Raw genomic sequence first — 25,462 nt, 5'->3', positions numbered from 1 at the left:
GGTATGCAGATTACAGACGTAAGAGTGCGGCGGATAGAGAAGGAAGGTAAGATGAAAGCCATCGTATCCATCACACTTGACAATGAATTTGTGGTTCATGATATCAAGGTTATTGAGGGAGAGAAAGGACTTTTTATTGCTATGCCGAGCCGTAAGGCTGCGGATGGAGAATACCGGGATATTGCCCACCCGATTAATTCGGAAACCAGAGACATGATTCAAAATGTCATTCTTGCCAAATACGAGGCGACAGCTCTGGAACTGGCAGAGCTGGAGAAAGCAGAGTAAAAAGCAGGAAAAGAAAGTAAAAAGAGAGAAAATATGAAAAAATGTCCCCGGACGCTGGACAAAGTGCCCGGGGACATTTATTATGTAGATATAGTGTGCTCAAAAACGGGCAGAATTTGCCCGAATGTGTACAGATAATCCATAAGGGGGTAATTATGAGCGGTACGATTTTTTCTTTAATACCGCCTATCGTAGCCATTGCGCTTGCATTGATTACGAAAGAGGTGTACCTGTCTCTGCTGATAGGTATTATGTCGGGCGCGTTTTTATTTACGGGTCCAAATCCGCTTCATGCGGTGGAAACAATGATCGCGATCATGGGCGAGAAGATCGGGGGCAATGTCAACATTCTGCTTTTCCTGGCATTTCTCGGCATCGTGGTAGCACTGATCACAAAGTCTGGTGCGTCGAAGGCTTATGGTGAGTGGGCGTCCCACGCGATCCGCACGAAGAAGGGCGCGCTGTTTGCAACCATGTTCCTCGGAATGCTGATTTTCGTGGATGACTATTTTAACTGCCTGACCGTCGGCACGGTTATGCGTCCGGTGACGGACAAGCACAAGATCACACGTGCGAAGTTAGCCTACATCATCGATGCGACGGCGGCGCCGATCTGTATCATCGCGCCGATCTCAAGCTGGGCGGCAGCGGTCGGTTCTTCGCTTCCGGAGGACAGCGGAGTGGACGGCTTCAGTCTGTTCCTTCACACGATTCCGTTTAATCTGTATGCGCTTCTCACGATCTGCTTCATGCTCTTTTTGGTAGCAGGCGATTTTGATTTCGCGGCGATGAAACGCTATGAAGAACAGGTGAAAAAGACCGGAAAAGAGACGACGGTCGAGGCGGAGGCGATGGAGATCTCCGGCAACGGAAAGGTTATCGATCTGATTCTTCCGATCCTGGTTCTGATTGCGTTCTGCGTCAGCGGTATGCTGTATACAGGCGGCATCCTGGACGGCGTTGGTCTGGTCGAGGCGTTCGCCAACTGTGATTCGGCACTGAGCCTGGTGCTTGGTTCCTTCTTCACACTGGTGTTTATCTTTGCATTTTACATGATCCGCCGTGTCATCCGGTTCAATGAGTTCTGTGAATCCTTCACGATCGGCGTCAAGGCGATGATCCCGGCGATCATGATTCTGTGCCTTGCCTGGACTCTGTCTGGTATCTGCAGTGCGGATTACTTAAACATCGGCGGCTATGTCAAAGAGGTAGTGGGCGGCAATGCGCTGGTCGGCTCCCTGATGCCGGCCCTGATGTTCGTCATCGCGGCGGGGCTGGCGTTCTCGACCGGTACGTCCTGGGGTACCTTCGGTATTCTGCTTCCGATTGCATTTGCGGTGGTTGGCGCTGAAAATATGAACAGCCTTACGATCGTGACGGCTTCGATTCTGGCAGGTGCGGTCTGCGGCGACCATGTTTCCCCGATCTCGGATACGACCATCCTTGCGTCGGCTGGCGCCCAGTGCCACCACATCAACCACGTATCGACCCAGATCCCGTATGTGCTGTGCGTAGCGGCGTGCTGTTTCCTCGGTTATCTGGCGGCCGGAATTACCGCCAATGGCTGGGTGGGAACCGGCGTGGGATTCGCAGCGCTGATTGTGGTTCTGGTTATTCTGGATCGAAAGAATAAAGGGACGAAAGAGGCGTAAAAGCATCGGCAGTAAACGAAAATTGGTTCGTTTACTGCCGATTTCTTTCGTTTCATCGGAGGAAGCGGTCGTATCTTCCGCCGGTGTATCGGTAGCAGCTGCGGTTGTTTCTGCCGGAGCAGAAGATTGTCCGCATCCTCTTTATGAAATAGCGGTGGCATGGAAACTTTGGAAAAACGCATTCCCCACCAGCGATAAACTCCGTTCCTTCCGTTTGACCAGACAGATACTTGAGTGGATCTGCGGCTGGGTGATGATCCGGCGGATCAGGGCGGGATCGGAATTTAAACAGAGGGCAGATTCAGGCGCGAGCGCGATGCCCAGCCCTTCGGACGCCCATAAAAGGGCGGTTCTGGCATCGTCGGCAATGCAGACGATGTTCGGTTCCAGCGCCTGTTCCTCAAAATATCCCAGAATCAGCGGCTGCCAGCGGCGGTAAAGAATGAGCGGCGCGCGGGTGAGGGCGGATAGGGGAAGAGATGTGGGCGTATGGCTTTTTTGTGGTTCGGAAGCGTCGGATGCAGGCATAGGGTGGGAACTTTGAATCACAGAACCAGTGTCGGATGGAGGAATATCGGTCAGAAGGGCATTCGGGCATTCCTGGTAATGGCTCCAGATCATTTCGCGCCCGATCGCCAGAAATGCCTCCGGCGGCAGTGTCTGCATCTCCAGCCCGGCTTTGGCAAATGGCGTCCGGATCACGGCGAGGTCGATCTGGTTGGAGTGAAGCAGATCGAGCAGGTGGTAGGAATTGGACTCATGGAGTTCAAACAGGGCTTTGGGATAGGATCGCCGGAATGGGGCAAGATAATGCCGGGTCACAAATTCGACGGCGGAGGAGATGATGCCAAGGCGCACAACGCCCTGAATCTCCTGTTTCTGTGCAGTCAGCTCCGTGCGGGCAGCCTGGCTCAGATCGAGGATCGCAAGCGCCCGGTCGTAGAACGTCTTTCCAGCAGGTGTCAGTCGGATGCGGCGGGAACCGCGTTCAAATAGCGTCACACCCAGTTCTGCCTCCAGAAGCTTCATCTGGTGGCTGAGCGGCGGTTGTGAGATATTCAGTTTTTTGGCTGCCTGGGAAATATTTCCCTCGTTGACGATGGTGGTGAAGTAGGATAACTGGCGAAGTTCCATAAATGCTCCTTCCTGTTCGGATTCGTTGTAAAACTGTGTATACGGCAGATATATTATATAACAAAATCCGATAGAATAACAGGCGAACTATATTTTTCTGATATATATTCTATATCCGAATGGTATTTTTCAGGCTCCTTGAATTCTGGTATGATACATAAGCAGGTATATACTGGAAATTCCAGAGAAATAAAAGTGTAGGGATAATACGGAAGGGAGTGGGCAGAAATGAAAGAACTGCTGGATATGTTTCTGACGTTTGCCAGAATCGGAGGGTTTACCTTCGGCGGCGGATATGCGATGCTGCCGATGCTGCAGAAAGAGGTAGTCAATGGACGCCATTGGGCGACGGATGAAGAATTGATGGATTACTACGCGATTGGTCAGTGTACACCGGGTATCATCGCGGTCAACACGGCGACGTTTGTCGGTTATAAGAATCGGGGGATTCCGGGGGCGATTGCGGCGACGCTGGGAGTCATTGCACCGTCGCTTGTCATCATTATGATTATCGCGGCATTTATCTCGAACTTTATTGAACTTAGCGCTGTGAGCAGCGCCTTTGCAGGCATCCGCGCCTGCGTCTGTGTGCTGATCGGCAGTGCGGTTGTCAAACTGGCAAAGAAATCGCTGGTTGATAAAGGGGCGATCGCGATTGCGGCGGTTGTGTTTGTACTGGCACTGTTTACATCGGTTTCCCCAGCGCTTCTTGTTGTTGTGGCGGGTGCGATCGGGATTGTACTGAAGGGCGGAAAGGGGGAGAAGAAATGATGCTGATACTTGAATTATGCTTCCGCTTCTTCTGCTGCGGACTGTTTGCGATCGGAGGCGGACTGGCGACCCTCCCGTTCCTTTACAATATTTCCAAGGAGACGGGATGGTATACCTTTAATGATATTTCCAACATGATCGCTGTCTCCGAGTCCACACCGGGACCGATGGGAGTCAATATGGCGACCTACGTCGGCTTCCATATTAAGGGGATTCTCGGCGGACTGGCAGCGCCACTCTCACTGGTGCTTCCGTCGGTCATCATCATTGTGATTATCTCGAAGATTCTCGATAAATTTAAATCATCCGCGATCGTACAGAATGCGCTCTATGGACTTCGCGCGGCATCTACCGCCCTGATTGCGGCAGCCGGTATCGGCGTGGCAAAGATAGCGTTCCTCCATGTCGGCGAGGATGGCAGCCTGGTGCTTTCCAAGCTGTTTTCCATCATCAACTGGAAGGCGATCGTACTGGCACTTGCGATCTGGTACGGCTTAGTCAAATGGAAAAAGCACCCGATCCTCTACATCGTGGTGGCGGCTGTGACTGGAATCGTGTTCCAGTTCCACTAGGGAAGATAGAAGAAAATAGAACCATTTCCAGAAGAGGTAGTTCGGTATCGGCATATTCTTTTGGGGTGGTTCTTTTTTGTCATAGGAAGCTTCATCCTATGACAAAACGCTCTGCGGGATGCGTACTCACGCGAAGAAGAAACATGCCGCAAGCGGCCGTGCGAGAAGCCCGGATGTGTCAAGGCACATGATTTGTTCATGGGACTTTCTTCATTTTACAGGAAATTGCGCCCTATAAAACAAGAAATACAAGAAATTGCGATCGTAAAGCGCAATAATAGTTAGAAACAGAGCAAATAAAACAGAAATACACAACAATTACAAAAATATAATCAGATAAATAAAGAAAAATATGAAAAATAATTAGAAATAATACTTGACAAAATGGAAATTATCTAGTAAAATAAAACCATCAAAAGAAACAGAGATAACCCCAACAAACGGTTACCATAGTTTCTAGGACGAAATAAGGAACAAGGAGGACAGTCCAATGGGATAGTTAGTTACTAAAAAACATGATCATGGTTTTAAAAACCGAATTTATCCAATAAATAAAAAGATAAAAATCGGTATCGATGGAATCCATCATCATACAATCTCTAAAAGAGTTTACATAGATACATGTAATCAAAGGAGGAGATTCATATGAAAGGAAGAGGTCCATAGCACATTTAAAACAAAATATAAAAGAAAGAGAGGTTATATAGTGAAACTTCGGGATATTTCATAAAAGAGCTGTCTGATGACGAGAAAGTCGGACAGCTCTTTTTTTGTGCAATAGGAAATTCCTTGGAATTCCCCATTACACAAAAAGGCACATTCTTTGTTTTGTTTACAGAAAATCGAAGCAAGCGCGGCAGAAAGGTTGACGAATGAAGCCAAAAAGGATATTCTGGAGAATGAAAATTATATACATTACAAAATGAAGGGAATTGTTGGAGGTATCTATCTAAAATGAATGAAAACGACATGGTCATTAAAGACGCCAGAACACTGGGTCTGCCGAAGATGCTGCTTTTAGGTTTGCAGCATATGTTCGCGATGTTCGGCGCGACGATCCTGGTACCGATTCTGGTCAATACCTATTTTGAGGGAGAGGGACTTTCGATTCAGGTAACGCTGATGTGTGCGGGTCTGGGAACACTGTTTTTCCATGCCTGCTCTAAGTTAAAAGTCCCGGCGTTCCTCGGTTCCTCGTTCGCATTCCTCGGTGGATTTGCGACGGTGGCAAACTTGGACAGCGGTATTTTTGCAGATATGACGATGGGCGAGAAATTGCCATATGCCTGCGGCGGTATCGTGGTAGCGGGTGCACTGTACCTGATTCTGGCGCTGATCATCAAGCTGGCAGGCGTGGAGCGCGTCATGCACTATCTGCCGCCGGTTGTGACAGGTCCGATCATTATCTGTATCGGTCTTTCACTGGCGCCGTCCGCGATCGCCAACGCATCGACAAACTGGCTGATTGCGTTGATCGCGCTGGGAACCATCATCGTTTTTAATATCTGGGGCAAGGGAATGTTCAAGATCATTCCGATTCTGATGGGCGTTGTGATCTCCTATGCAGCGGCAGCAGTCTTCCAGATGATGGGAATGACAAACCCGGACGGAAGTGCGATCCTGAATTTCTCAGAGGTAGCGACGGCTTCCTGGGTCGGACTTCCTCCGTTCCAGCTGTGCAAATTTGACCCGACGGCGGTCATGGTAATGGCGCCGATTGCGCTTGCGACGATGATGGAACATATCGGCGATATGTCGGCGATCTCCGCGACGGTCGGAGAAAATTTCCTTGCGGATCCGGGATTGCACCGGACGCTGGTCGGCGATGGTATCGCAACATCTCTGTCGGCACTCGTTGGCGGTCCTGCCAATACGACTTACGGTGAAAATACGGGCGTTCTGGAATTAAGCCGTGTTCATGACCCGCGTGTCATCCGGATTGCAGCTGTCTTTGCGGTGATTCTGAGCTTTATTCCGAAGATGGCAGAGGTCATCGGTTCGATGCCGTCTGCCATCATCGGCGGCGTTAGTTTCATGCTATACGGTATGATCTCCGCGATCGGTGTCCGCAACGTGGTCGAAAACCAGGTGGATTTAACCAAATCCCGGAACCTGGTAATCGCTGCGGTAATTCTGGTCTGCGGGCTGGGATTCTCCGGCGGTCTGACCTTTGAGGCGGCAGGAACCTCGGTTACCCTGACAGGCCTTGCGATCGCAGCGATTGCGGGCGTTCTGCTCAATGTGATTCTTCCGGGTAATGATTACCAGTTCGGCAAGAATTTACAGGGCGACATCAACCGCGGTGTGGCGATCAATCCGAATCCGAAGAAACGGCAGGAATAAAAAACGCAAAAATTTTCAGTTCTAAAATTAGGACGAACCATTTCAGATGTATAATCCGCCTGCATTTCCACATACTACCCATAAGACACACGATATGGCAAACGTGGTATGCAGGAGGAAGAATCATGAAAGCTACAGGAATTGTGAGAAGAATCGATGATCTGGGTCGCGTTGTCATCCCGAAAGAGATACGCCGGACGCTGCGCCTTCGGGAAGGGACGCCGCTTGAGATATTCACGGACCGCGAGGGCGAGATTATATTGAAAAAATATTCACCGATGGTGGAGCTGGCGGCATTTGCCGTGCAGTACGCGGAGGCGATGGCGCAGTCCACGGGGCTGATGGTCTGCATCGCGGACCGGGATCAGATCATCGCGGTATCCGGGGGACCAAAGAAGGAATATTACCAGAAGACGATCAGCCGGGCGCTGGAGCTGGCAGTCTCCGAACGTCAGAATATCTGTGCGGCGCGGGGAGAAAAAGCATTTATCCCGATTACCTCGGATGAGGTGGAGGAGAGCAGCGCCGAGGTGATTGTGCCGATTTTGAGCGAGGGAGATGCCATCGGGGCGGTGATTCTCCTCAGCCGGGAGGCAAAGCAGGCGCTTGGAGGGGCGGAGATGAAGCTGGCAGCGACGGCAGCCGGATTTCTGGGACGTCAGATGGAAGGATAAAAAAAGATAAATGAGATAAATCTGCCTGGAAACAGGCGGTGAGAGAAAAAAAGACGGGATCGATGGAAAACGTAAAGAGAGATAAAACTCCTGGGCGGTTGTCCATCGATCCTGTTTTTGATAGTCCTGTATTTGATAAAAACTGGTATTTGATATAACAGATATATCGAAAAACAGACGAAAGCGCAGGGGAGTTCACAGATACTCCATGATTTTTCACAGAAAAAGCACAGCAAGGCGCACGACAAACGCATGAGTAAATAAATTGTGAACACGCCCCTTTTTTGTTAAAATTAAGAAAGAGAGGTTATATAGTGAAACTTCGAGATATTTCATAAAAGAGCTGTCTGATGACGAGAAAGTCGGACAGCTCTTCTTTATGCCTCAATGCGTTTATGTGTGCAGTGGAAAGGGTTCCGCTGTTATTTTTTTGCTTTGACACGGTCTCCGCGCTCTGGAAGCAGAAAGATACAGATTAAAGAACTGATAAACAGCATGCTTGGATAGAACAGAAGCGGCATGACCTCAAAGGCAGACAGTTCATAGCCCAGCTCATGAACCGCCGATAATGCTACCAGCATCTGAGCACCGTAAGGCAGGATTCCCTGGGAGATACAGGAAAAGGTATCCAGAAGGGAGGCTGTCTTTCTGGCACTGATGCCATAATCTTCAGAAATTTCCTTTGCAATAGGATTAGCCATAACGATAGCTACTGTGTTATTGGCAGTTGCGATATCCAGCAGGGTAACTAAAAGGCCGACACCAAACTGACCGCCGCGTTTTCCACGGAAGATGCGATGAATAACGTTAAGAAGAACGTCGAAGCCACCGTTTTCACGGATCAGTGCGCACATAGCTGCAACTAAGATGGCAACCATACTGGTCTCAAACATGCCGGAAGTGCCGGAACCCATGTTGGTAAGCATTTCCCAGGGAGTAGTCTGGCCGGAGCCCAGCATAATGATGGCACCGGATACGATTCCGACTAACAGAACGACAAATACCTGAATACCGGCAATGCCGCCTGCTAATACCAGAAGATAGGGGATCAGCTGAATCAGGTTGTATGGTTTTATGATGGCAGCTCCCGGATCCTGATGGAAGGAAACGACCAGGATAAGTGCCAGGGAAGCGATGGCAGCCGGAAGTGCGATGCCGAAGTTCTCACGGAATTTATCCTTCATAGCACATCCCTGACCGTTGCAGGCTGCGATGGTTGTATCGGAGATGAAAGAGAGATTATCTCCAAACATGGCACCGCCGATGACAGATGCGACGCAAAGGGCCAGAGAGAAACCAGAGGTCTCAGATACGGCAGTGGCAATCGGAACGATCAGGGTGATGGTTCCAACGGAGGTTCCCATGGAGGTAGAGACAAAGCACGCTACCACAAAGAGAACAGCAACGGAAAAACGGGCCGGGATAAGAGACAGCATCAGATAAGCAACGCTTTCAGCACTGCTTCGTCCTACGACACCGACAAAGGTTCCGGCTGTCAGGAAGATGAGAAGCATGGTGATGATGTTCTTATCTCCGATGCCTTGCCCCATCAGCTCCAGTTTCCGGTCAAAGGAAAGAGAACGGTTCTGGAAACAGGCCGTCAGGATCGCAAGCATAAATGCGACAACAATCGGAATGTTGTAAAAGCCCATCGGGATCTTCATGATATATTCTGACCAGATTCCTAGCCCCAGATAAAAGATCAGAAATACAGCGATAGGCAGAAGGGAAGATAGTTTTTGCTTTTTCATAATAATTTTCAGCCTTTCTATATGTTTGCCGTAATAGGCCGGATATACATTATTTGATCTTACCATAAGAATGGGATTCAGGCAAGTAAAGAAGACAGTGTAACTGTAACGAAAAGGTTGACGAAAGCCTGTAAAAACGATATTCTGAAAGACGGAGAAAAGCATGCAAAAACGATAGAAAACATGAGCGGAAATGAGATAAAAGCACAAGGGATTTCACAGATACTACACGGGTTTTCACCAAAAAATCACAGTGTGAAGTGCTTGCGTGTGCTTCACACTATGATTTTGGCGATGTTTCGCATTTAAAATCGGAATAATCTGCTGCCTCAACGGCATCGTACGGAATTTTCAGTTTAGAAAATTCCTATTTGCGAGTCGTAACGATTGTCGGTTCGGAATGTGAGGAAAAGTGCAAAAAACCTTGACAAAGCAAGGAGAAATGTATATAAATGTAAAGTAAGATTTGCGGGCATGTACGAAGAAAACTAAGAGGATTCATGTGCAAAGATATAAGCTAGGAGGAATATACGATGAACAAGACAGAATTAATCGCAGTTGTAGCTGAGAAAGCAGAGCTTTCCAAGAAAGACGCAGAGAAGGCAATCAAGGCTTTCACAGATGCAGTATCCGAGGAACTGGTTAAGGGCGGAAAGATTCAGCTGGTTGGCTTTGGTACTTTTGAGGTAGCTGAGAGAGCAGCTAGAGAGGGAAGAAACCCGAAGACCGGCGAGACCATGCCGATCGCAGCTTCCAAGACTCCGAAGTTCAAAGCTGGTAAAGCATTAAAGGATATGGTAAACGCATAATTATCTCAGACATATATGTGTGACAGACAGCCCTTCGTGATGAAATATCATGGAGGGCTTTAGTATTATAGGAGCGAAGGGATTCCGCCAGGATGAAAGTGCCCTGCAAGGGGGTATGGAAAGGAAAAATATGAGGCTAGATAAGTATTTGAAAGTGTCCCGCATCATCAAGAGAAGAACCGTAGCCAATGAAGCGTGTGACAGCGGACGAGTGATGCTGAATGATAAAGTGGCAAGAGCCAGTGCAGAGGTTAAGGTTGGGGATGTGATTGAAATTGCTTTCGGCAATAAATCGGTGAAGGTCCGCGTTACAAGCGTACAGGAGACCATCCGCAAGGAAGATGCCAAAGAAATGTTTGAATACCTGTAAAAATCCAAGAGACGTCAGTAAAAGGCGCGGAGGACGAAATGCCAAGAAATATAGAGCGGGATGAAAAAGAGGCGATGCGCCGGAAAGAACAGCTGATGGAAGCTGGATTCAGGCTGTTTTCGCAATATGGGATCGAGAATGTCAGTTTACAGAGGGTGGCGGACGCTGCGGAAGTGGGCGTTGCGACCCTATATAACTATTATCAGACGAAGGTCAAGCTTGTGATAGCGATCAGCGGAAAAATCTGGGGCGATCTCTGGAAGGAGATTCTGGAAGAAAAGGGACCGGAGATATTTGAATCATTCACGGCGTATCAGTACATTGAGTTTTATACGGACCAGATCATCCGGATTTACCGGGAACGACCGGAAATGCTCCGGTTCAGTAATAACTATAAAAACTTTATCTCCCGGGAGAAAGTCAAGGGGGAAGCGCTGGCTGAACATCTGGATGTTTTGAAGCCGGCAGGAGCGCTGTATCATAAGTTCTATGAGCAGGCGAGGAGCGATAAAAGCATCCGGACCGATATTCCGGAGCAGCAGTTATTTACAAGCGTTGCGATTGCGATGCTGGCAGTGGCTGAGCGCTATGCACAGGGAATTGTGTGGGCGGACGATCACAAGGCAGACCACACGCAGGAACTGGAATTTTTAAAAGAAATGCTCCTGACATGGTGCAGAACCCCGGAGAACCTGGAGAAATAATCATATAAAGAACGGAAATAAAAAAAGAAGTCAAGAGAATTGAGGTGCCCCCTCAAAGTTAGACTTTTACGAGACGACTTCGGTCGTCTCGTTTTTCTTTATGCGCTTAAAAGAACAGATTCTGTCTTGAATTTGTGAGAGTTGATTATTATAATATAAATATAGTGACGACTCATTTGTGTATACACACTTTATGACGGATAATCAACATTTCGAGAATGAGAGGAAAAAAGCGTATGAGAAGGAGAAAAAGAAGAATCCTGGCAGCAGGAATGGTGGTGGTGATAACGTGCAGTTCATATGGCTCTGTGCCTAGAGTTTATGCGAACACGAATTTTTATCAGATCCGGGAGATCGAGAGCTTATCGGAACAGGTCCTGTATCAGAAAGTTCCCTATGGCACCCGGTATCAGGATCTGGAGATGCCGGACAGCATAGACGTTTTTGTCAGCGGGGGGGGGCAAACCGAAGATGTGCCTGACGCAGGGAGCGATGAGAATGTAGCTGCGTTTGCCAACCGCACAAATGATGATGCCGTGCTGGAAAAGACAGACAGTGAAGAGAATGGAGAAAAAGAAGATACTGAAGGAAAAGATGCCGGAGAGGATAGCAAAGACAAAAGCGAAGGGGAAGAGGGCTTAGAGAAAGCGGAATCCGGTTCAGGTGAACAGGGAGATTCTGGGAAAGATGGAAATTCGGCGGAAAATGGGGACTCTCAGGATGAAAATGCAAATCCGGGGAACGGTGAATCGGACGGAAAAGGCGAAGATTCGGATTCTGGAGAGAATGGATCGGATGAAAAGGGCGAAAATTCAGATTCTGGGAAGAAGGAATCCGATGAAAAAGATGATTCCGGTAAGACAGATTTCGGTTCTTCGGGTGGAAATGCAGATTTGAATGAAGATGTCAAGACGGATGAGAAGACCGAGGAAGAGATTGGCGAAAAGAAAGGTTTCTGGCGAAAAGTAAAGGTGCGCTGGGTTCTGGATGCAGAAGAGAGCCAGGCATCCCGTTATGATGGAGAAAATCCGGGTATCTACCTGTTTCGCGCAGAGCTGAAAAGCAGCAATTATGAGGTAGATGAGGATGAACTTCCAGTGATCCAGATCACGGTCCTGGAAGAAGAGCAGGCGAAAACGACGCTGGAATTTGCACCGTTGGAAGAATCGATCACCGATCAGCTTCTCCCGCTTGGAAGCAAAGAATCCGACATCCAGTTCCCGGAGACTCTTACCGTGCGTGAGACGATGGGAGAAGAAACCACCGAGCGGACTTTGTCGGGTATCACGTGGAAACTGGATGCGGAAAACAGCGACTATTCTGAATTTCAGGGCGGACTGGCACCGGAGGACTATTTTGACCGCTTCGATGAGGACGGCGAACCAGAAGAAACCGAAGAAAAGACCTGGGAAGGCTACGATAAAGCCAATGAAGAATACAAGGGGGCGATCTATACCTATATTCCGGTGATTCCGGAAAGCGAAGAGATACCGGAAGACACTGCTTTGCCGGAGATCCATGTGCAGGTGGGAGACGCGGGGATTGCGCTGTATGCGGATGAAGGAATCACGGGAAGCGGTACATTGGAAGATCCGTATGTGATTACGACGGCAGATCAGTGGTCTATCGTCATGGGTAAAGGAAATAAAAATCAGTATAATGGAAGTGGTCAGTACAATTCTAATGTAAATAAATATATTAAATTGGGGAATAATATTGATCTTAGCGAAGTTGACCCGTGGGAGGAAAGAACATTAACAACTTGCTTAGACGGTGATGGCTATACTTTGAGTGGAATTTCACAGCCGTTGTTTAGCAGTGTGAAAGGAACGGTAAAAAATTTAGTTTTATCGAATGTGAAAATTAAAGAGGCGAAAAATTTCAAACATGTAGGCGCGATTGCTAGAACGACAGCAGGTACAGCCATCATTGAAAATTGTTATGTTGAAGGTGCCAAGGACAATGGCGATGATGATGCGGGGATTCTTAATACAGGAAACTACGCAGCGGGTGGACTAATTGGACAGGTTCCTTCAAGTAGCACGTTGACGGTAAAGAATTGTGTTGTTAATGCGGATGTTAAGAGTACAGGCTCAGATTCTCAAAATTCATTGGCTGGTGGTTTGGTTGGATTGGTTTCAGCAAAAAATATATTAAACATTGAAAATTGCATGGCAATGGGAAGTGTTTCAACAGAGTGTAATAGTGGCTGCGGTGGCTTAGTTGGCGGAAGAAATGTAAATGTTATAATCGAAAAAAGTGTAGCATTACAGAAAACAGTTTCCACAAAAAAACTTAGTAGTTATGTAGATAGAATTTTTGGCTATAGTGGAGATTCAACCGTTTATGTATCAGGAAATCAAAATTATGCTTATCAAAATATGGCAGGCGGATATAATGGAAATTTTGCTAACAAACATACAGAGCACCATGGCGAAGGTGTCACGAAAGCAGAACTTTTAACAACCAATTTCTGGGAAAACAAGATCGGCTGGGGAAATGACTCAAATTCAAGCTGGAAAATTGAAGCAGATCAGTTCCCTTCGCTGGAAACAACAAATGGTGATGTGATATTTTCAGGTGATGATTTACCAGATTACCTCCAGGCAACCAATATGGTAACAGGAACTGTAAGCTCTGGAGAAACAGGACTTGATGGTGCGGAGATTATCTTTAAGAAGGGGAATAGTGAAAAAAGTACCACAACCAATGCAGATGGTGATTTTGAGATTGAACTCGCAAACGGAATTTATACGGTAACAATCAAAAAGACCGGATATCTGACGTGGACAGATAGTGTTACAATTCCAGGAAACCTTGATTTCACCTTGGAAGCCAACCCGGTTTCCATGCCTGCGAGACAAACTGTGACAGGAACTTTCCAGACAACCGATGCGGAAAGTGCCACAGCAGAAGGGGAAATTAAACTTATATATGCAGGAACAGATAGTTTGCAGCCGAAAGATTTTACCCTTTCATCCGAGGAAGATGGAATGGAGTATGGCGAAGTTACAATTTCTGGAGTGGAAAAAACAGAAAATGGATGGGGGATAAAGATTCGATTTGCTAAATCGCTGGCTCTTGGCAGTATAAATGAAAAACAGCTTTATGTCCATTATAAGGGAAGCTTGATTGGCTCAATCACGCTGACAAAAGAGGTGAATCTTGTTCAGCTTGCAGCGCCTGCGGATGTCAAATGGGATGAGACAGTAAAAGGAAAAGCCGTCTGGAGTCCGGTTGAGAATGCGTCGGGTTATAAAGTACAGCTCTATAAGAATGGTTCATCACTGGGGGCTGGGGTAACACTTGGGGCGGATGCAGCCAGTTACGATTTTACCTCCCAGATTGCAGATAGCGGAACCTATACGTTTGGAGTCCAAGCAACGGGCGATGGTTCAACCTATGATGACAGCGAGGAAGAGAAGAGTGGAACCTATGAATTTTCCGAGCAGACATTAGCGGATGTCAAAAAAGCGGTAGCGGCAGCGCTGCAGGCGAAGACAGTGACAAATGAGACGACATCAGAGGAAATTTTGCAGGTTGTACAGATTGTTATCACAAATAACAAAATTCAGGCGAAGTGGTCCGATGAAAAAGGTTTTAAGCTAACACCGGCAACAGACAGAACAGATCCGGGACAAAACGGAAGTATCACGGGAACGATTGTTTTGAGCTATACCGCTGATAGCGCGTCAACAGAAACAGATACAATCGAAATAAATCTTCCAATCGCGGCGAAGTATGCAATTACCTTTACGTCTGGACGTAAGGATTCACAGGGAAAGGCGCCGACACTGGAAAATGCCGCAGCCGGAACCGTGATTACGCTTCCGGAGAATACCTTTAAGGTATACGGCATGAATTTTGGAGGCTGGAGTGACGAAACTAAGACATATGCCAGCGGTGCAAGTTATACAATGCCGGAAGGAAATGTGACATTTAAGGCGGTATGGGTGCAGGATCAGTGGGATGGACAGGCGGTTGTGGAACCGGCCAAAGATGAAAATGGTTATTATCAAATTAGTACAGGGGCAGAGCTTGCGTATTTCCGAGATACGAACAGTTCAAACTGGAAAGCGAAACTGATGTGCGATATTGATATGGGCGGTCACGACTTTGCCCCGATTAATCAGGCCGGAGCTGAATTTGATGGATGCGGACATACGATTCAAGGCTTGAATGTAGTCGGCGATGCTTATGTGGGATTGTTTCGAGCAATTTCTTCGAATTGTGAAATTAAGAATCTGACCATAGAAAATGCGGTGGTTAAGGCTTCCGGCGATAAAGCGAGAGTTGGCATCCTGGTTGGTGATGTATATGGTTCTCTGACAGTAGAAAATTGTTACGTCAGTGGAACAATCGAAACTGCAGATGGAACAAATAAGATTGAATCGGCAGGAGGTTTGATTGGAAACGTAAGGGAGTATTCGAATTATTCGGTAAATATTAAGTCCTGCTATGCAGATGCTAAAATCAAAGGAACCACCGACAAGGGATTTGCAGGTGGTTTGGTCGGTTGGACCGGTGGAACTACAACCATTGACAACAGCTATGCAGTTGTGGATATGGACGTTGATAAGGGATATTATATCGGCGGACTGGTAGGAAGCGGCAACGTAACGATCTCCCACAGCTACGCGGCAGGCGAAACGCTGACAAAAAATCCCACTGGCGCATCCGTGGCGGGCATTTCCAGCAACGGTTCGATTTCCTCCTGTGTCAGCATTTTCCCGGAGATGCGATCGCTCAACCGGATTGGTGGAAGAACGGGAAGTTACCAGAACAACTACGGCTTTGCCGGCACAGTTGCGAGAAAATCAGATGGAATGATTTTGACCCCGGAACCGGATATGATGGGGGCAGATAAGCTATATGGAGCGGACGCAGCGGCGGCAGATCTGAAAAATCCGGCATTTTATAAGGGGCTGGGCTGGGATTTTGATTCTACCTGGATGATGGATTCAACCGGCGAGTATGCCTTCCCGATTCTGAAAAACCAGACTTTACGTCCGGATCTGACGCTGGATCTGACACCTTCGGTTACCGGAATTACGCTGGATAAGACCAATGAGACGATTTACCCAAGAGGAAGCGTCCAGCTTACTGCAACCGTCGATGTGGCAAACGGAGCGTCCAGAGAAGTGACGTGGAAAAGCAGTGATCCGGCAGTCAAGGTAGAGGACGGCTTGGTAACCGCTGCGGATGTGGCAAATGGAACCTATATAATCACAGCCATCAGCAAGGCGGATCCTTCCAAGCAGGCAGAATGCCAGCTGACAGTTGATACGGCGGAGCACACAGTTACAGTAGGACGGGAGAATACGATAAACTCCCTGAATGCAGTTGTGAAAGCGTATGCATCCCTGGATGATGCAAAAAAGGAAACAAATCCGATTTCTACGATAGGTAGTGAAACTGGTACATTTACATTTTCACGGAAAGCCGGAGAAAAAGTGTACCTTGCATTTACGGGTCTGGATCCGAAAGATGTCGTAAGCGAAGTAACGATTACCGGTGAGAATAATTCAAAAGTGAATGCGACAATTTGCAATCTGGAGAATCCGACGGTGTATTGCTTTACGATGCCATGTTCAGATGCCTCCGTACAGGTTTCCTATGCGGAAAATATGAACGCGTACCAGTATACCTGGTTCGTAGGACAGGAATGGGGTACCTGGGGAACAACGGCAGCCTTTGAAACCAAAGAGTGGAGTGGAGTGGACCATATTGGCTCTCTGGAAGTAACAAAGATTATCAATGGCAAGCTGTTTAAAGAATTTAATATAAAATCAATGTCGCTGTATAAGAAAGGTTCAGTTACAACGAAAAAGGTAAATAGTAGAGCAGAACTTAAAGAGAACGGCGATTATTACATCGAAAAAGATAATACAACCGGTCTCCCGACTCTCTATGTATACTTAGCTGGACCGGGCATGGTAGCTGTGGATATCGAGGTTAAGAATGATCAAACTGCGATATTTTCGATCACAAAGAAGCCGGAAAGCAGTTCTTATTATATGCTGGACAAGCCTGCGGCAAGAGCCGGGGAAGTGGTAACGGCGACCTTGACAAATGAAGGTGTCAGACAGATGAAGGAGAATCCGAACAAGAATGCATGCCTTACATACAGCGGTGGTTTCCTTGTAGTTATTTACCCGCCGAAATTTACCGAATCCGATGGCAAATGGACGGCTTCCTTTAAGATGCCGGCGCAGGATGTTGAGACACATGTGTATTTTGGGGACAAAGATAAGGTTACACTGAATGGTACGGATAAAGAGGTTGATTACGATGGAACGCCGAAGTCTGTGGGGGATGGAATTCAGGCAACGATAGGTGGACAGGATCTTTCGGAACAGTTTCAGGGTCAGTATGAGGTTCACTATGAAGGTGTGAACGGAACCGTTTATTTCAGCACGACACCGCCGACCAATGCGGGAACGTATTCCTGTAGGATTAAGATCCCGGACAGCAACGTAAATTATAAGAGTGATCCGATTACAGTGCGCCTGACGATCAAAAAAATAGCAACAAAGACCCCGAAAGCACCGCAGGCAGCAGCGTGGACAGACACCAGCGTGACCCTGGAAGCACCGTCTGCATTTGTGGATGGAACCGCGATTCCGGCAGGATATGAAGTGGAATACTGCGTGGATCAGGGAGAATGGCAGGATTCACCGGTATTTACCGGGCTGACACCGGAAACGACTTACAATTTCTATGTGAGACTCAAAGAAGGTGTCAATACGACGGCATCCGCAGCCAGCGAGGCGGTAACGGTCCAGACAAAGAAAGCATCGTCTGACCCGTCCAATCCGACGAAACCCAACCCGTCGAACCCGAATCCATCGACTCCAGGCAATCCGCAGGGAACGGCCACTTCCAGCCGCGACAGAAGTACCAGCACATGGGTAAAAGAGAGTGCCGGATGGCGCTACCGCCTGTCAAATGGCACGTATCTGTCCGGAAGCCTGGTTCTGGATCCGATGACTGGCAGACAGGTTGAACAGGTTGTGTGGAAACAGCTCCGGGGCGCATGGTGGGCGTTTGGAGCCGATGGATATATCCGGACGGGCTGGGTCTATGATTACAGCGCAGGCAAATGGTACTATGTGGACGAAAACACAGGCATGCGGACGGGCTGGTATCTGGATCCGCAGGACGGCAGATGGTATTATCTGGATCCGGCAACGGGAGAGATGCTGACGGAGTGGCAGCTGATTCCGGATTTGGGCTATGTATACTTAAATCCGTATGCACCGCAGCCGACCTGGGCGTATGATGAAGCATTAAAAACCTGGGTTTACATGGAGGGCGCAGGGCGTCCATACGGCTCCCTTTATATGGCTGAGTGGACACCGGACGGCTATTATGTAAATGCAGACGGTGTCTGGGAACCGGCCAGATAATCATTCATAAACCTGAAAACCTCCCAATATATTTAACAATAGGCAGCTATAGGCTATAAGTTAGATAAATTGGGAGGTTTTTTGCATGGAAGAAAAATTGGATGCCAGACCTCACAAGCTGGAGCTTCTGAACCGGGAAAAGGGGAGTGTGACGGGGATCCAGGATGTGGTGTCATTTGATGAGAACCAGATGATTCTCGATACAAACATGGGGCTTCTGACGGTGCGTGGGAAGGCGCTGCATGTGAGCCGTCTGACGTTGGAAAAGGGCGAAGTGGATATTGAGGGCGAGTTTGAAAGCTTTTCGTATTCCTGCAACGAGTCCCACCGGAAATCGCAGGAGTCGTTCTTTGGACGGCTGTTCCGTTAGGCGGTGGCGGATGAGCGGGATGGTGAGAGGGGAAATATGGCTGCTTGGCGGCAGTGTGTGTACGGGAATCGCGCTGATGATGATGTATGACGGGCTTAGGATCTTCCGGTGGCTGGTACGGCACGACTCATTTTGGACAGGCATGGAGGATGCGGCGTATTGGCTCTTTGCCAGCTTTGCGACGTTCCGGCTTTTGTTCTGGCACAATGACGGAGTCCTGCGGGGCTATGCGGTGGCGGGCGTGCTGGGCGGCATGGTGTTTTATGACCGGACGGGCAGCCGTCTTTTGTTTACGGTATTGAAAAAATGCAGCAGATGGATTAAAATGAAAAGAAGAGGCAAAAAAAGCCAGAAGACCGGAAAGGAACATACAACAAGGGGACAGGCAGAGAATCTGGAAAGGAAGTGAGATGAAGGTGCGTAGACAGATGTCAGAAGGCAGACCGGGTGGGAATGCACGGAAAAAGAAAAAGGACAATTTAAACAACCGGATGGCGCTTGTGGGCGTTACGATGGTAGTGCTGAGTCTGGCGGTTGCCGTGCACATCAAGGGCATCGATCTCAAGGAAAAGGATAGGAGTTATTCAATTCGTGAGGAAAATCTGGAGGCACAGGTTGCGAAAGAAGAAGAACGTGCCAAACAGCTTGAGGAATACCGCGTATACGTGCAGACCAAGCAGTATATCGAGAAGGTAGCGAAGGAGAAGCTGGGACTTGTAAACCGCAATGAGATCCTGCTTAAGCCGTCGAATCCGAATTAGGCTTGCAGCACATCCTAGAATGCCTGGAGTATGGCACACGGGGGAGCAGTGTTCATAGATAGGTCGGAAAATGTCGAAGTTTTCCCTGGTTTTGCTCCCTCCGTTTGACAAATATTTCCCTCCAGCCTGTATATAATGGCGTTATACAGGTTAGGAGGGATTTTTGTGCTTAAACGGAGAACTTTACATAGAGATATGGCGGATGTCAACGTCTACACGGCAAGACGTTTAAAGAGCATGGCGCTGTCACTGGGTGGTCTGGCGCAGGCGTTTGCGGATGAGATCGGCGGGCAGGGGCATCTGACGAAGGAGGACGGACTGGCGGCAATGCAGACGGCGGCGTCGGCGGTATGCGGCGATTGTACACGGTGCAACCTGTATTATGGCAGCCGCCGGGACGACAGTTATTATCTCTATTATCTGCTTCGGACGTTCGAGCAGAAAGGGAAAATCGACCTGGAGGACATGCCTCGCCTGTTTCATGAGATCTGTTCCCAGAGAGAGGCATATTTGCGGGAATTGAACCGGAGTCTCGGGCGGGCGACGATGAATCTGGGATGGAAAAACCGTTTTCTGGAAAGCCGGGACGCGGTGATCGTCCAGTTCCGGGAGCTGGCGGCGATTCTGGAGGAATTTTCCAACCAGATGGAACAGGCGGCGGATGTGACGGCATCCTGGGAGGAGGTGCTTTCAGGGATACTCCGCAGAAGCCATCTGCGCGTGGACAACATGCTGGTGCTTCAATATGAAAATCAGCAGAAGGAGGCGTTTCTCACACTCCGCAGCGTCAACGGGCGATGCATGACGGCGCGGGATGTGGCGGAACTTCTGGGACGCGCGATCGCCGGAAGCCACTGGAGTGTGGCGAAAGACAGCAAAAGCCTGATCACCCGCAATGCGGCGACCTTCCGTTTTGTGGAAGAAGGTAAATACCGGATGGTGTACGGCATGGCGTGCAGCCCCAGGGAGGGTGAACCGATTTCAGGCGATACGTGTACGGTGCAGACCGGGCTTCCGGGGCAGGTGATTATGAGCCTGTCGGACGGTATGGGAAGCGGCAGAAGCGCCAGCGAGGACAGCGAGAAGGTCATTGAGCTGACCCAGCGCCTGCTGGAGACGGGATTTTCGGCGCGATCGGCGCTCAAATTGGTAAATACGGTGCTTCTGCTGGCGGGTACGGAGCAGAATCCGGCAACAATTGATCTATGTTGTATCGATCTGGGGACAGGTGTGCTGGAAGCGATGAAGCTGGGCGCGGTGCCGACCTTTATTCTGGGGCGTGAGGGTGTTGAGTTTCTGGAAGCAGGCGGGCTGCCGATGGGAATTGTACAGAACGCGGAGCCGGTTCTGATGTCGCGGAAAATGTGGGACGGCGAGAAAATCATTATGATAAGCGACGGCATTCTCGAAGCGATGCCGGGGGAACACAAGGAAGAGACGTTCATGGAATTTGTATCAAACCTTTCCGGCGGCAACCCGCAGGAACTGGCAGAACAGATCCTGGCGTTTGCGTCCGGGCTTTCGGACGGGGGTGTGGTGGATGACTGTACAGTGTTGGTCGGGACGGTGCTGGAACGTGGGTAGTTACTGTTTACGGGTAGGCACTTTTGGAACCGAAAGTGCCGTAAGAAAACGCGGTGGCAGCAGGAATTTGCCGTATTTAAATGCGAAGCCACGGCAAATTCCGTTACTGGGCACGTATGCGTGAACAGTAACCGTGGATAAACGGTAGAATCTGGCAGGTTGAGAAATAAGGGGAGATCCGTTATACTGTGAAGGTATTGAACAGTTACGAGTGGATTTATTTTTAAGAGGGATAAAAAGAAATATAAAAGAATGCAGAAACAAACAGAAATTTATATGAAACAAAATCATATGACCAGGCCGGGGGATGGCGTTCTGGTCGGTTTATCCGGGGGAGCGGATTCCGTCGGTCTTTTGCTGGTGCTCTGGAAGCTGCGGGAGACGTTTCAGATTTCCCTGCGGGCGCTCCATGTCCATCACGGGCTGCGCGGCGCGGAGGCAGATAGGGATGCGGCATTTTCACGGATGCTGTGTGAACGGCTGGAAGTTCCTTTTTATGAGTTCCGTATCGATGCGGCGAAAGAGGCGCTTGACCGGAAATGTTCCGTCGAGGAGGCGGGACGGCAGGCGCGGTACCGCCTGTATGAGGAGACGGCGCTTGCGTGGGAGGAAGAGATGTGTCCGGATTTGACATCGGAGAATGCGGGGGAAAAAGAGGCGGCAGCCGCCCGGGTTCATATCGCCACCGCCCATCATGCGGATGATAACGCGGAAACGGTTCTTTTTAACCTGTTCCGCGGAAGCGGTCTGACCGGGCTTTCTGGCATTGCTCCGGTGCGGGGGCGCATCATCCGTCCTCTTCTCTGGGCGCAGCGGAGCGAGATTCAGACCTGGCTGCGGCAGCAGGGACAGGACTGGGTCGAGGACTCGACGAACCAGGAGAGTGAATACAGCCGCAACTGGCTTCGGAATGAACTGCTTCCGGCGGTAGAAGAGCGCCTGAATGCACAGGCAGTCCGTCATATCGACCAGGCGGGCAGACGCATCCGGCAGGCAGATGCCTATCTGGAAGAGGTGGCAGAAGAATGGCTTCAAAAGCATGCACCGGACGGAAAGGCGGATGCAGGAGCGCTGGCAGAACAGGCGGAGATTGTGCAGGGTTATATCGTGCGGCGGTTGTTTTTAAAGAGCAAAATGCCGCTCCGGGACGTGACGGAGACGCATGTGCAGGCGGTGCGGGAACTTCTGCACCAGGGAACCGGAAAGAGTATTTCGCTGCCGCATGGGTTCCGGGCGGTAAATATATATGGATTTCTTGAAGTGCGCCCTCTTAGTCATCCAGGGGAAAGAAAAGGGGTTTTGCTTCCGGGCATCCAGAATGGGAATCTTTTGCAGATGCATACTTTCCCCTGTGAAAAGGGGGATGAATTTCCGAAAAACCAGTATACGAAATGGTTTGACTATGATAAAATAAAAGGTACCTTATCGCTGAGACACCGGCAGCCGGGGGACTACCTGACATTGCCGTCCGGCGGTCGGAAGATGCTGAAATCCTGGATGATCGATGAGAAAATTCCGAGACAGGAGCGGGAAGAAATCTGGCTTCTGGCGGAAGAAAAACATATCCTGTGGATAGTGGGGCACCGGATCAGCGCATATTATAAGATAACAGAACAGACAAAAACCATCCTTGAGGTGGAATTTAACGGAGGAAAAAGCAGTGGCTGATAAGATTCGTGTATTATTAACGGAAGAAGAAGTAAACAAGAAGATCAGTGAAGTGGCAGCACAGATCAACAAAGATTATGAGGGAAAGGAAGTCCACCTGATCTGTATCTTAAAGGGCGGCGTATTCTTTACCTGCGAACTGGCAAAACGCCTGACTATTCCAGTTTCCCTGGATTTCATGTCTGTATCCAGCTACGGTTCCGGCACCAAGTCAAGCGGTGTGGTAAAGATTATCAAGGATCTGGACGAGCCGCTGGAGGGCAAGAATGTCATCATCGTGGAGGACATCATCGATTCCGGACGTACCCTGGCATATCTGATCGAGGTATTAAAACAGAGAAATCCGAAAAATATCGAGCTGTGCACCCTGCTTGACAAGCCGGAGCGCCGCGTGAAAAAACAGGTTCAGGTTAAATATACCTGCTTTACAATCCCGGATGAGTTTGTCGTAGGTTACGGCCTGGATTACGATCAGAAATACCGCAACCTGCCGTACATCGGTGTTGTGGAAGTATAAGGAGGAAGCCAGTTGAAACAACGTCAGTCGATGGGAGGCGTGGGGCTTCTGATCCTCATGCTGCTCGTTATCATGTTTTTCTCGTTGAAAGTCCCTGGAATGGCGACGGAGCGGGAATTAAGCTATCCGGAGTTCATGGTATATCTGGAAAATAAGACCGTAGAGAGCGCACAGATCCGCCCGAACCGCGAGGTGCCGACCGGTGAGGTTGTTTTTGAGACAACCTCCGGCGACCGGGAGGAATTCAATGTGCTGGATGTGAAGGAAGTAGAGATGGCGCTGCGCAAGGCGGGGGTTCCGTATACGACCACCAGCGTCCGCCAGGATAGCTATTTTATGACGGTGATCTTGCCGATCGCTTTGTCCGCAGGCGTCCTGATCTTCCTGTTTATGTTTATCAATTCCCGTTCCGGCGGCGGGGCAAATGCCAAGATGATGAATTTTGGACGCAGCCGTGCCCGGATGGTATCGACCAGCAAGGTCAACTTTACCAAAGTTGCCGGTCTGGAAGAGGAGAAAGAGGAACTGGAGGAGATCGTAGATTTCCTGAAAAATCCGCAGAAATACACCGGCGTCGGGGCGCGCATCCCGAAGGGCGTGATCTTAGTCGGACCTCCAGGAACCGGTAAAACCCTGCTTGCCAAAGCGGTGGCGGGTGAGGCAGGCGTTCCGTTCTTCTCGATTTCCGGTTCGGATTTTGTTGAAATGTTCGTCGGTGTCGGCGCATCCCGTGTCCGCGACTTGTTTGAGGAAGCCAAGAAAAATGCCCCGTGTATTGTCTTTATCGATGAGATCGATGCGGTTGCCAGACAGCGTGGTACCGGCATGGGCGGCGGTCACGACGAGCGAGAGCAGACGCTCAACCAGCTCCTGGTTGAGATGGATGGTTTCGGAGTCAATGAGGGCATCATCGTCATGGCGGCGACGAACCGCGTGGATATTCTCGACCCGGCGATTCTGCGGCCGGGCAGATTTGACCGAAAGGTGGCAGTCGGACGACCGGACGTCAAGGGACGCGAGGAGATTCTCGGCGTTCATACGAAGGAAAAACCGCTGGGCGAGGATGTGGATTTACACCGCATCGCGCAGACAACCGCTGGATTTACCGGAGCCGATCTGGAAAATCTGATGAATGAGGCGGCGATCAATACCGCAAAAGAGGGACGTAAGTTCCTGACCCAGATGGATATTGAGAAAGCCTTTATTAAAGTGGGAATCGGTGCTGAGAAGCGCAGCAAGGTGATTTCTGAGAAAGACAAGAAGATTACCGCATACCATGAGGCTGGTCATGCGATTTTGTTCCATGTCCTCCCGGATGTGGGACCGGTTCACACCGTTTCGATCATTCCGACCGGTGTCGGTGCGGCAGGCTATACGATGCCGCTTCCGGAGCAGGATGAGCTTCATATGACGAAGGGCAGAATGCTTCAAAATATCATGGTTTCGCTGGGCGGACGAATCGCCGAGGAGATTATCTTTGACGACATCACGACCGGCGCCTCCCAGGATATCAAGCAGGCGACCTCGATGGCGCGCGCGATGGTAACCGAGTACGGTATGTCAGAAAAACTGGGCATGATCAACTACGGTGGAGACAACAACGAGGTCTTTATTGGCCGTGACCTGGCGCATACGAGAACCTACAGCGAGGAAGTGGCGAGCGAGATCGACAGCGAGGTAAAACGCATCATCGACGAATGCTATGCCAAGGCAAAACAGATCATTCTCGATCACGAGGATGTCCTTCATTCCTGCTGTGCCCTGCTGATGGAGAAAGAGAAGATCGGTCAGGCTGAGTTTGAAGCGCTGTTCCAGGATGGAGAAAAGCCGTCAGGGGAAGCTGAAACTCCGGTGACAGAAGCATAAAAAGTTCAAAGCATGAAACAGGTCTGGAAATAAGCCTGAAAAAAGGTGCCAGTCAGCTGCCAGAATGTGCGGGAGACATCCCGGACAGCCATCGGATAGATGGAAATGGCAGCGGTGGCACCTTCTTTTATGCAAATTTCAGGCGGATTTTGCTGGACATTTCGGGAGAGAGTGTTGATTTGCACAAAAAAGAAATCGAAATAAAACGATGTTTGTGCA

19 protein-coding genes are annotated in these 25,462 nt (G+C 49.3%); 17 read left to right on the top strand and 2 right to left on the bottom strand.

Annotated features, from left to right (window positions below; translation table 11 throughout):
* Positions 1-3 precede the first annotated feature (3 nt).
* Positions 4-288: a septation regulator SpoVG gene (gene spoVG, locus C7U56_RS13785; RefSeq protein ID WP_107001781.1), complete on the top strand. Its 285-nt coding sequence runs from the start codon at positions 4-6 to the stop codon at positions 286-288.
* Between the two features lie 155 nt (positions 289-443).
* Complete coding sequence (locus C7U56_RS13780; RefSeq protein WP_107001699.1) at positions 444-1,940, top strand: Na+/H+ antiporter NhaC family protein; 1,497 nt, start codon at positions 444-446, stop codon at positions 1,938-1,940.
* Positions 1,941-2,081: 141 nt separating this feature from the next.
* Here the strand turns inward: C7U56_RS13780 and C7U56_RS13775 are convergent, their stop codons facing one another.
* Entirely contained in the window at positions 2,082-3,074 is a 993-nt protein-coding gene (locus tag C7U56_RS13775; RefSeq protein ID WP_107001698.1) for a LysR family transcriptional regulator, read from the bottom strand.
* A 228-nt stretch (positions 3,075-3,302) separates the two neighbouring features.
* Between C7U56_RS13775 and C7U56_RS13770 the strand changes: the two genes are divergently transcribed.
* The 4 genes from C7U56_RS13770 (at position 3,303) to spoVT (ending at position 7,434) form a co-directional block, all read left to right on the top strand.
* Complete coding sequence (locus tag C7U56_RS13770; RefSeq protein ID WP_107001697.1) at positions 3,303-3,845, top strand: chromate transporter; 543 nt, start codon at positions 3,303-3,305, stop codon at positions 3,843-3,845.
* Positions 3,842-4,417, top strand: coding sequence for a chromate transporter (locus tag C7U56_RS13765; RefSeq protein ID WP_207655665.1), 576 nt, complete (start codon positions 3,842-3,844; stop codon positions 4,415-4,417). Before C7U56_RS13770 ends, C7U56_RS13765 begins: the two co-directional genes overlap by 4 nt.
* Positions 4,418-5,371: 954 nt before the next feature.
* Positions 5,372-6,760 (top strand): uracil-xanthine permease family protein, encoded by a 1,389-nt coding sequence (locus C7U56_RS13760; protein ID WP_107001696.1) that lies wholly within the window; start codon positions 5,372-5,374, stop codon positions 6,758-6,760.
* Positions 6,761-6,885: 125 nt separating this feature from the next.
* Complete coding sequence (gene spoVT, locus C7U56_RS13755; protein WP_107001695.1) at positions 6,886-7,434, top strand: stage V sporulation protein T; 549 nt, start codon at positions 6,886-6,888, stop codon at positions 7,432-7,434.
* Between the two features lie 422 nt (positions 7,435-7,856).
* Here the strand turns inward: spoVT and C7U56_RS13750 are convergent, their stop codons facing one another.
* Positions 7,857-9,350: a Na+/H+ antiporter NhaC family protein gene (locus C7U56_RS13750; RefSeq protein ID WP_107001779.1), complete on the bottom strand. Its 1,494-nt coding sequence runs from the start codon at positions 9,348-9,350 to the stop codon at positions 7,857-7,859.
* A gap of 368 nt (positions 9,351-9,718) precedes the next feature.
* Here C7U56_RS13750 and C7U56_RS13745 point away from each other — a divergent pair, with 368 nt between their 5' ends.
* The 11 genes from C7U56_RS13745 to ftsH all read left to right on the top strand — a co-directional run bounded on the left by C7U56_RS13745 (position 9,719) and on the right by ftsH (position 25,243).
* On the top strand, positions 9,719-9,994 hold the full coding sequence (locus C7U56_RS13745; RefSeq protein WP_022360642.1) for an HU family DNA-binding protein: 276 nt from the start codon (positions 9,719-9,721) through the stop codon (positions 9,992-9,994).
* Between the two features lie 130 nt (positions 9,995-10,124).
* On the top strand, positions 10,125-10,364 hold the full coding sequence (locus tag C7U56_RS13740; RefSeq protein ID WP_022360641.1) for an RNA-binding S4 domain-containing protein: 240 nt from the start codon (positions 10,125-10,127) through the stop codon (positions 10,362-10,364).
* A gap of 38 nt (positions 10,365-10,402) precedes the next feature.
* Entirely contained in the window at positions 10,403-11,068 is a 666-nt protein-coding gene (locus C7U56_RS13735) for a TetR/AcrR family transcriptional regulator (RefSeq protein WP_107001694.1), read from the top strand.
* Positions 11,069-11,304: 236 nt separating this feature from the next.
* Positions 11,305-18,477, top strand: a complete 7,173-nt coding sequence (locus C7U56_RS13730; RefSeq protein ID WP_181357258.1) for a carboxypeptidase regulatory-like domain-containing protein — start codon at positions 11,305-11,307, stop codon at positions 18,475-18,477.
* Between the two features lie 85 nt (positions 18,478-18,562).
* Positions 18,563-18,847: a sporulation protein YabP gene (yabP, locus tag C7U56_RS13725; RefSeq protein WP_022360387.1), complete on the top strand. Its 285-nt coding sequence runs from the start codon at positions 18,563-18,565 to the stop codon at positions 18,845-18,847.
* Between the two features lie 10 nt (positions 18,848-18,857).
* Positions 18,858-19,256 carry a spore cortex biosynthesis protein YabQ gene (gene yabQ / locus C7U56_RS13720; RefSeq protein ID WP_107001692.1) on the top strand — a complete coding sequence of 133 codons (399 nt, stop codon included), beginning with the start codon at positions 18,858-18,860 and terminating at the stop codon, positions 19,254-19,256.
* A gap of 1 nt (position 19,257) precedes the next feature.
* On the top strand, positions 19,258-19,608 hold the full coding sequence (locus C7U56_RS13715) for a septum formation initiator (protein WP_233430281.1): 351 nt from the start codon (positions 19,258-19,260) through the stop codon (positions 19,606-19,608).
* Between the two features lie 165 nt (positions 19,609-19,773).
* A complete protein-coding gene (locus C7U56_RS13710; RefSeq protein WP_107001691.1) occupies positions 19,774-21,192 on the top strand; it encodes a SpoIIE family protein phosphatase in 1,419 nt (472 codons plus the stop codon).
* A gap of 276 nt (positions 21,193-21,468) precedes the next feature.
* Positions 21,469-22,860 (top strand): tRNA lysidine(34) synthetase TilS, encoded by a 1,392-nt coding sequence (tilS, locus tag C7U56_RS13705; protein WP_233430280.1) that lies wholly within the window; start codon positions 21,469-21,471, stop codon positions 22,858-22,860.
* Positions 22,853-23,377, top strand: coding sequence for a hypoxanthine phosphoribosyltransferase (hpt, locus tag C7U56_RS13700; RefSeq protein ID WP_107001689.1), 525 nt, complete (start codon positions 22,853-22,855; stop codon positions 23,375-23,377). The genes tilS and hpt overlap by 8 nt, the downstream gene beginning before the upstream one ends.
* 30 nt (positions 23,378-23,407) lie before the next feature.
* Entirely contained in the window at positions 23,408-25,243 is a 1,836-nt protein-coding gene (gene ftsH / locus C7U56_RS13695) for an ATP-dependent zinc metalloprotease FtsH (protein ID WP_477100011.1), read from the top strand.
* Positions 25,244-25,462: the final 219 nt, after the last annotated feature.

The organism is Clostridium fessum (assembly GCF_003024715.1).
Classification (GTDB): domain Bacteria; phylum Bacillota; class Clostridia; order Lachnospirales; family Lachnospiraceae; genus Otoolea; species Otoolea fessa.
The sequence above is the reverse complement of the archived record's forward strand: the minus strand, read 5'-3'. Positions and strand labels throughout refer to the sequence as shown.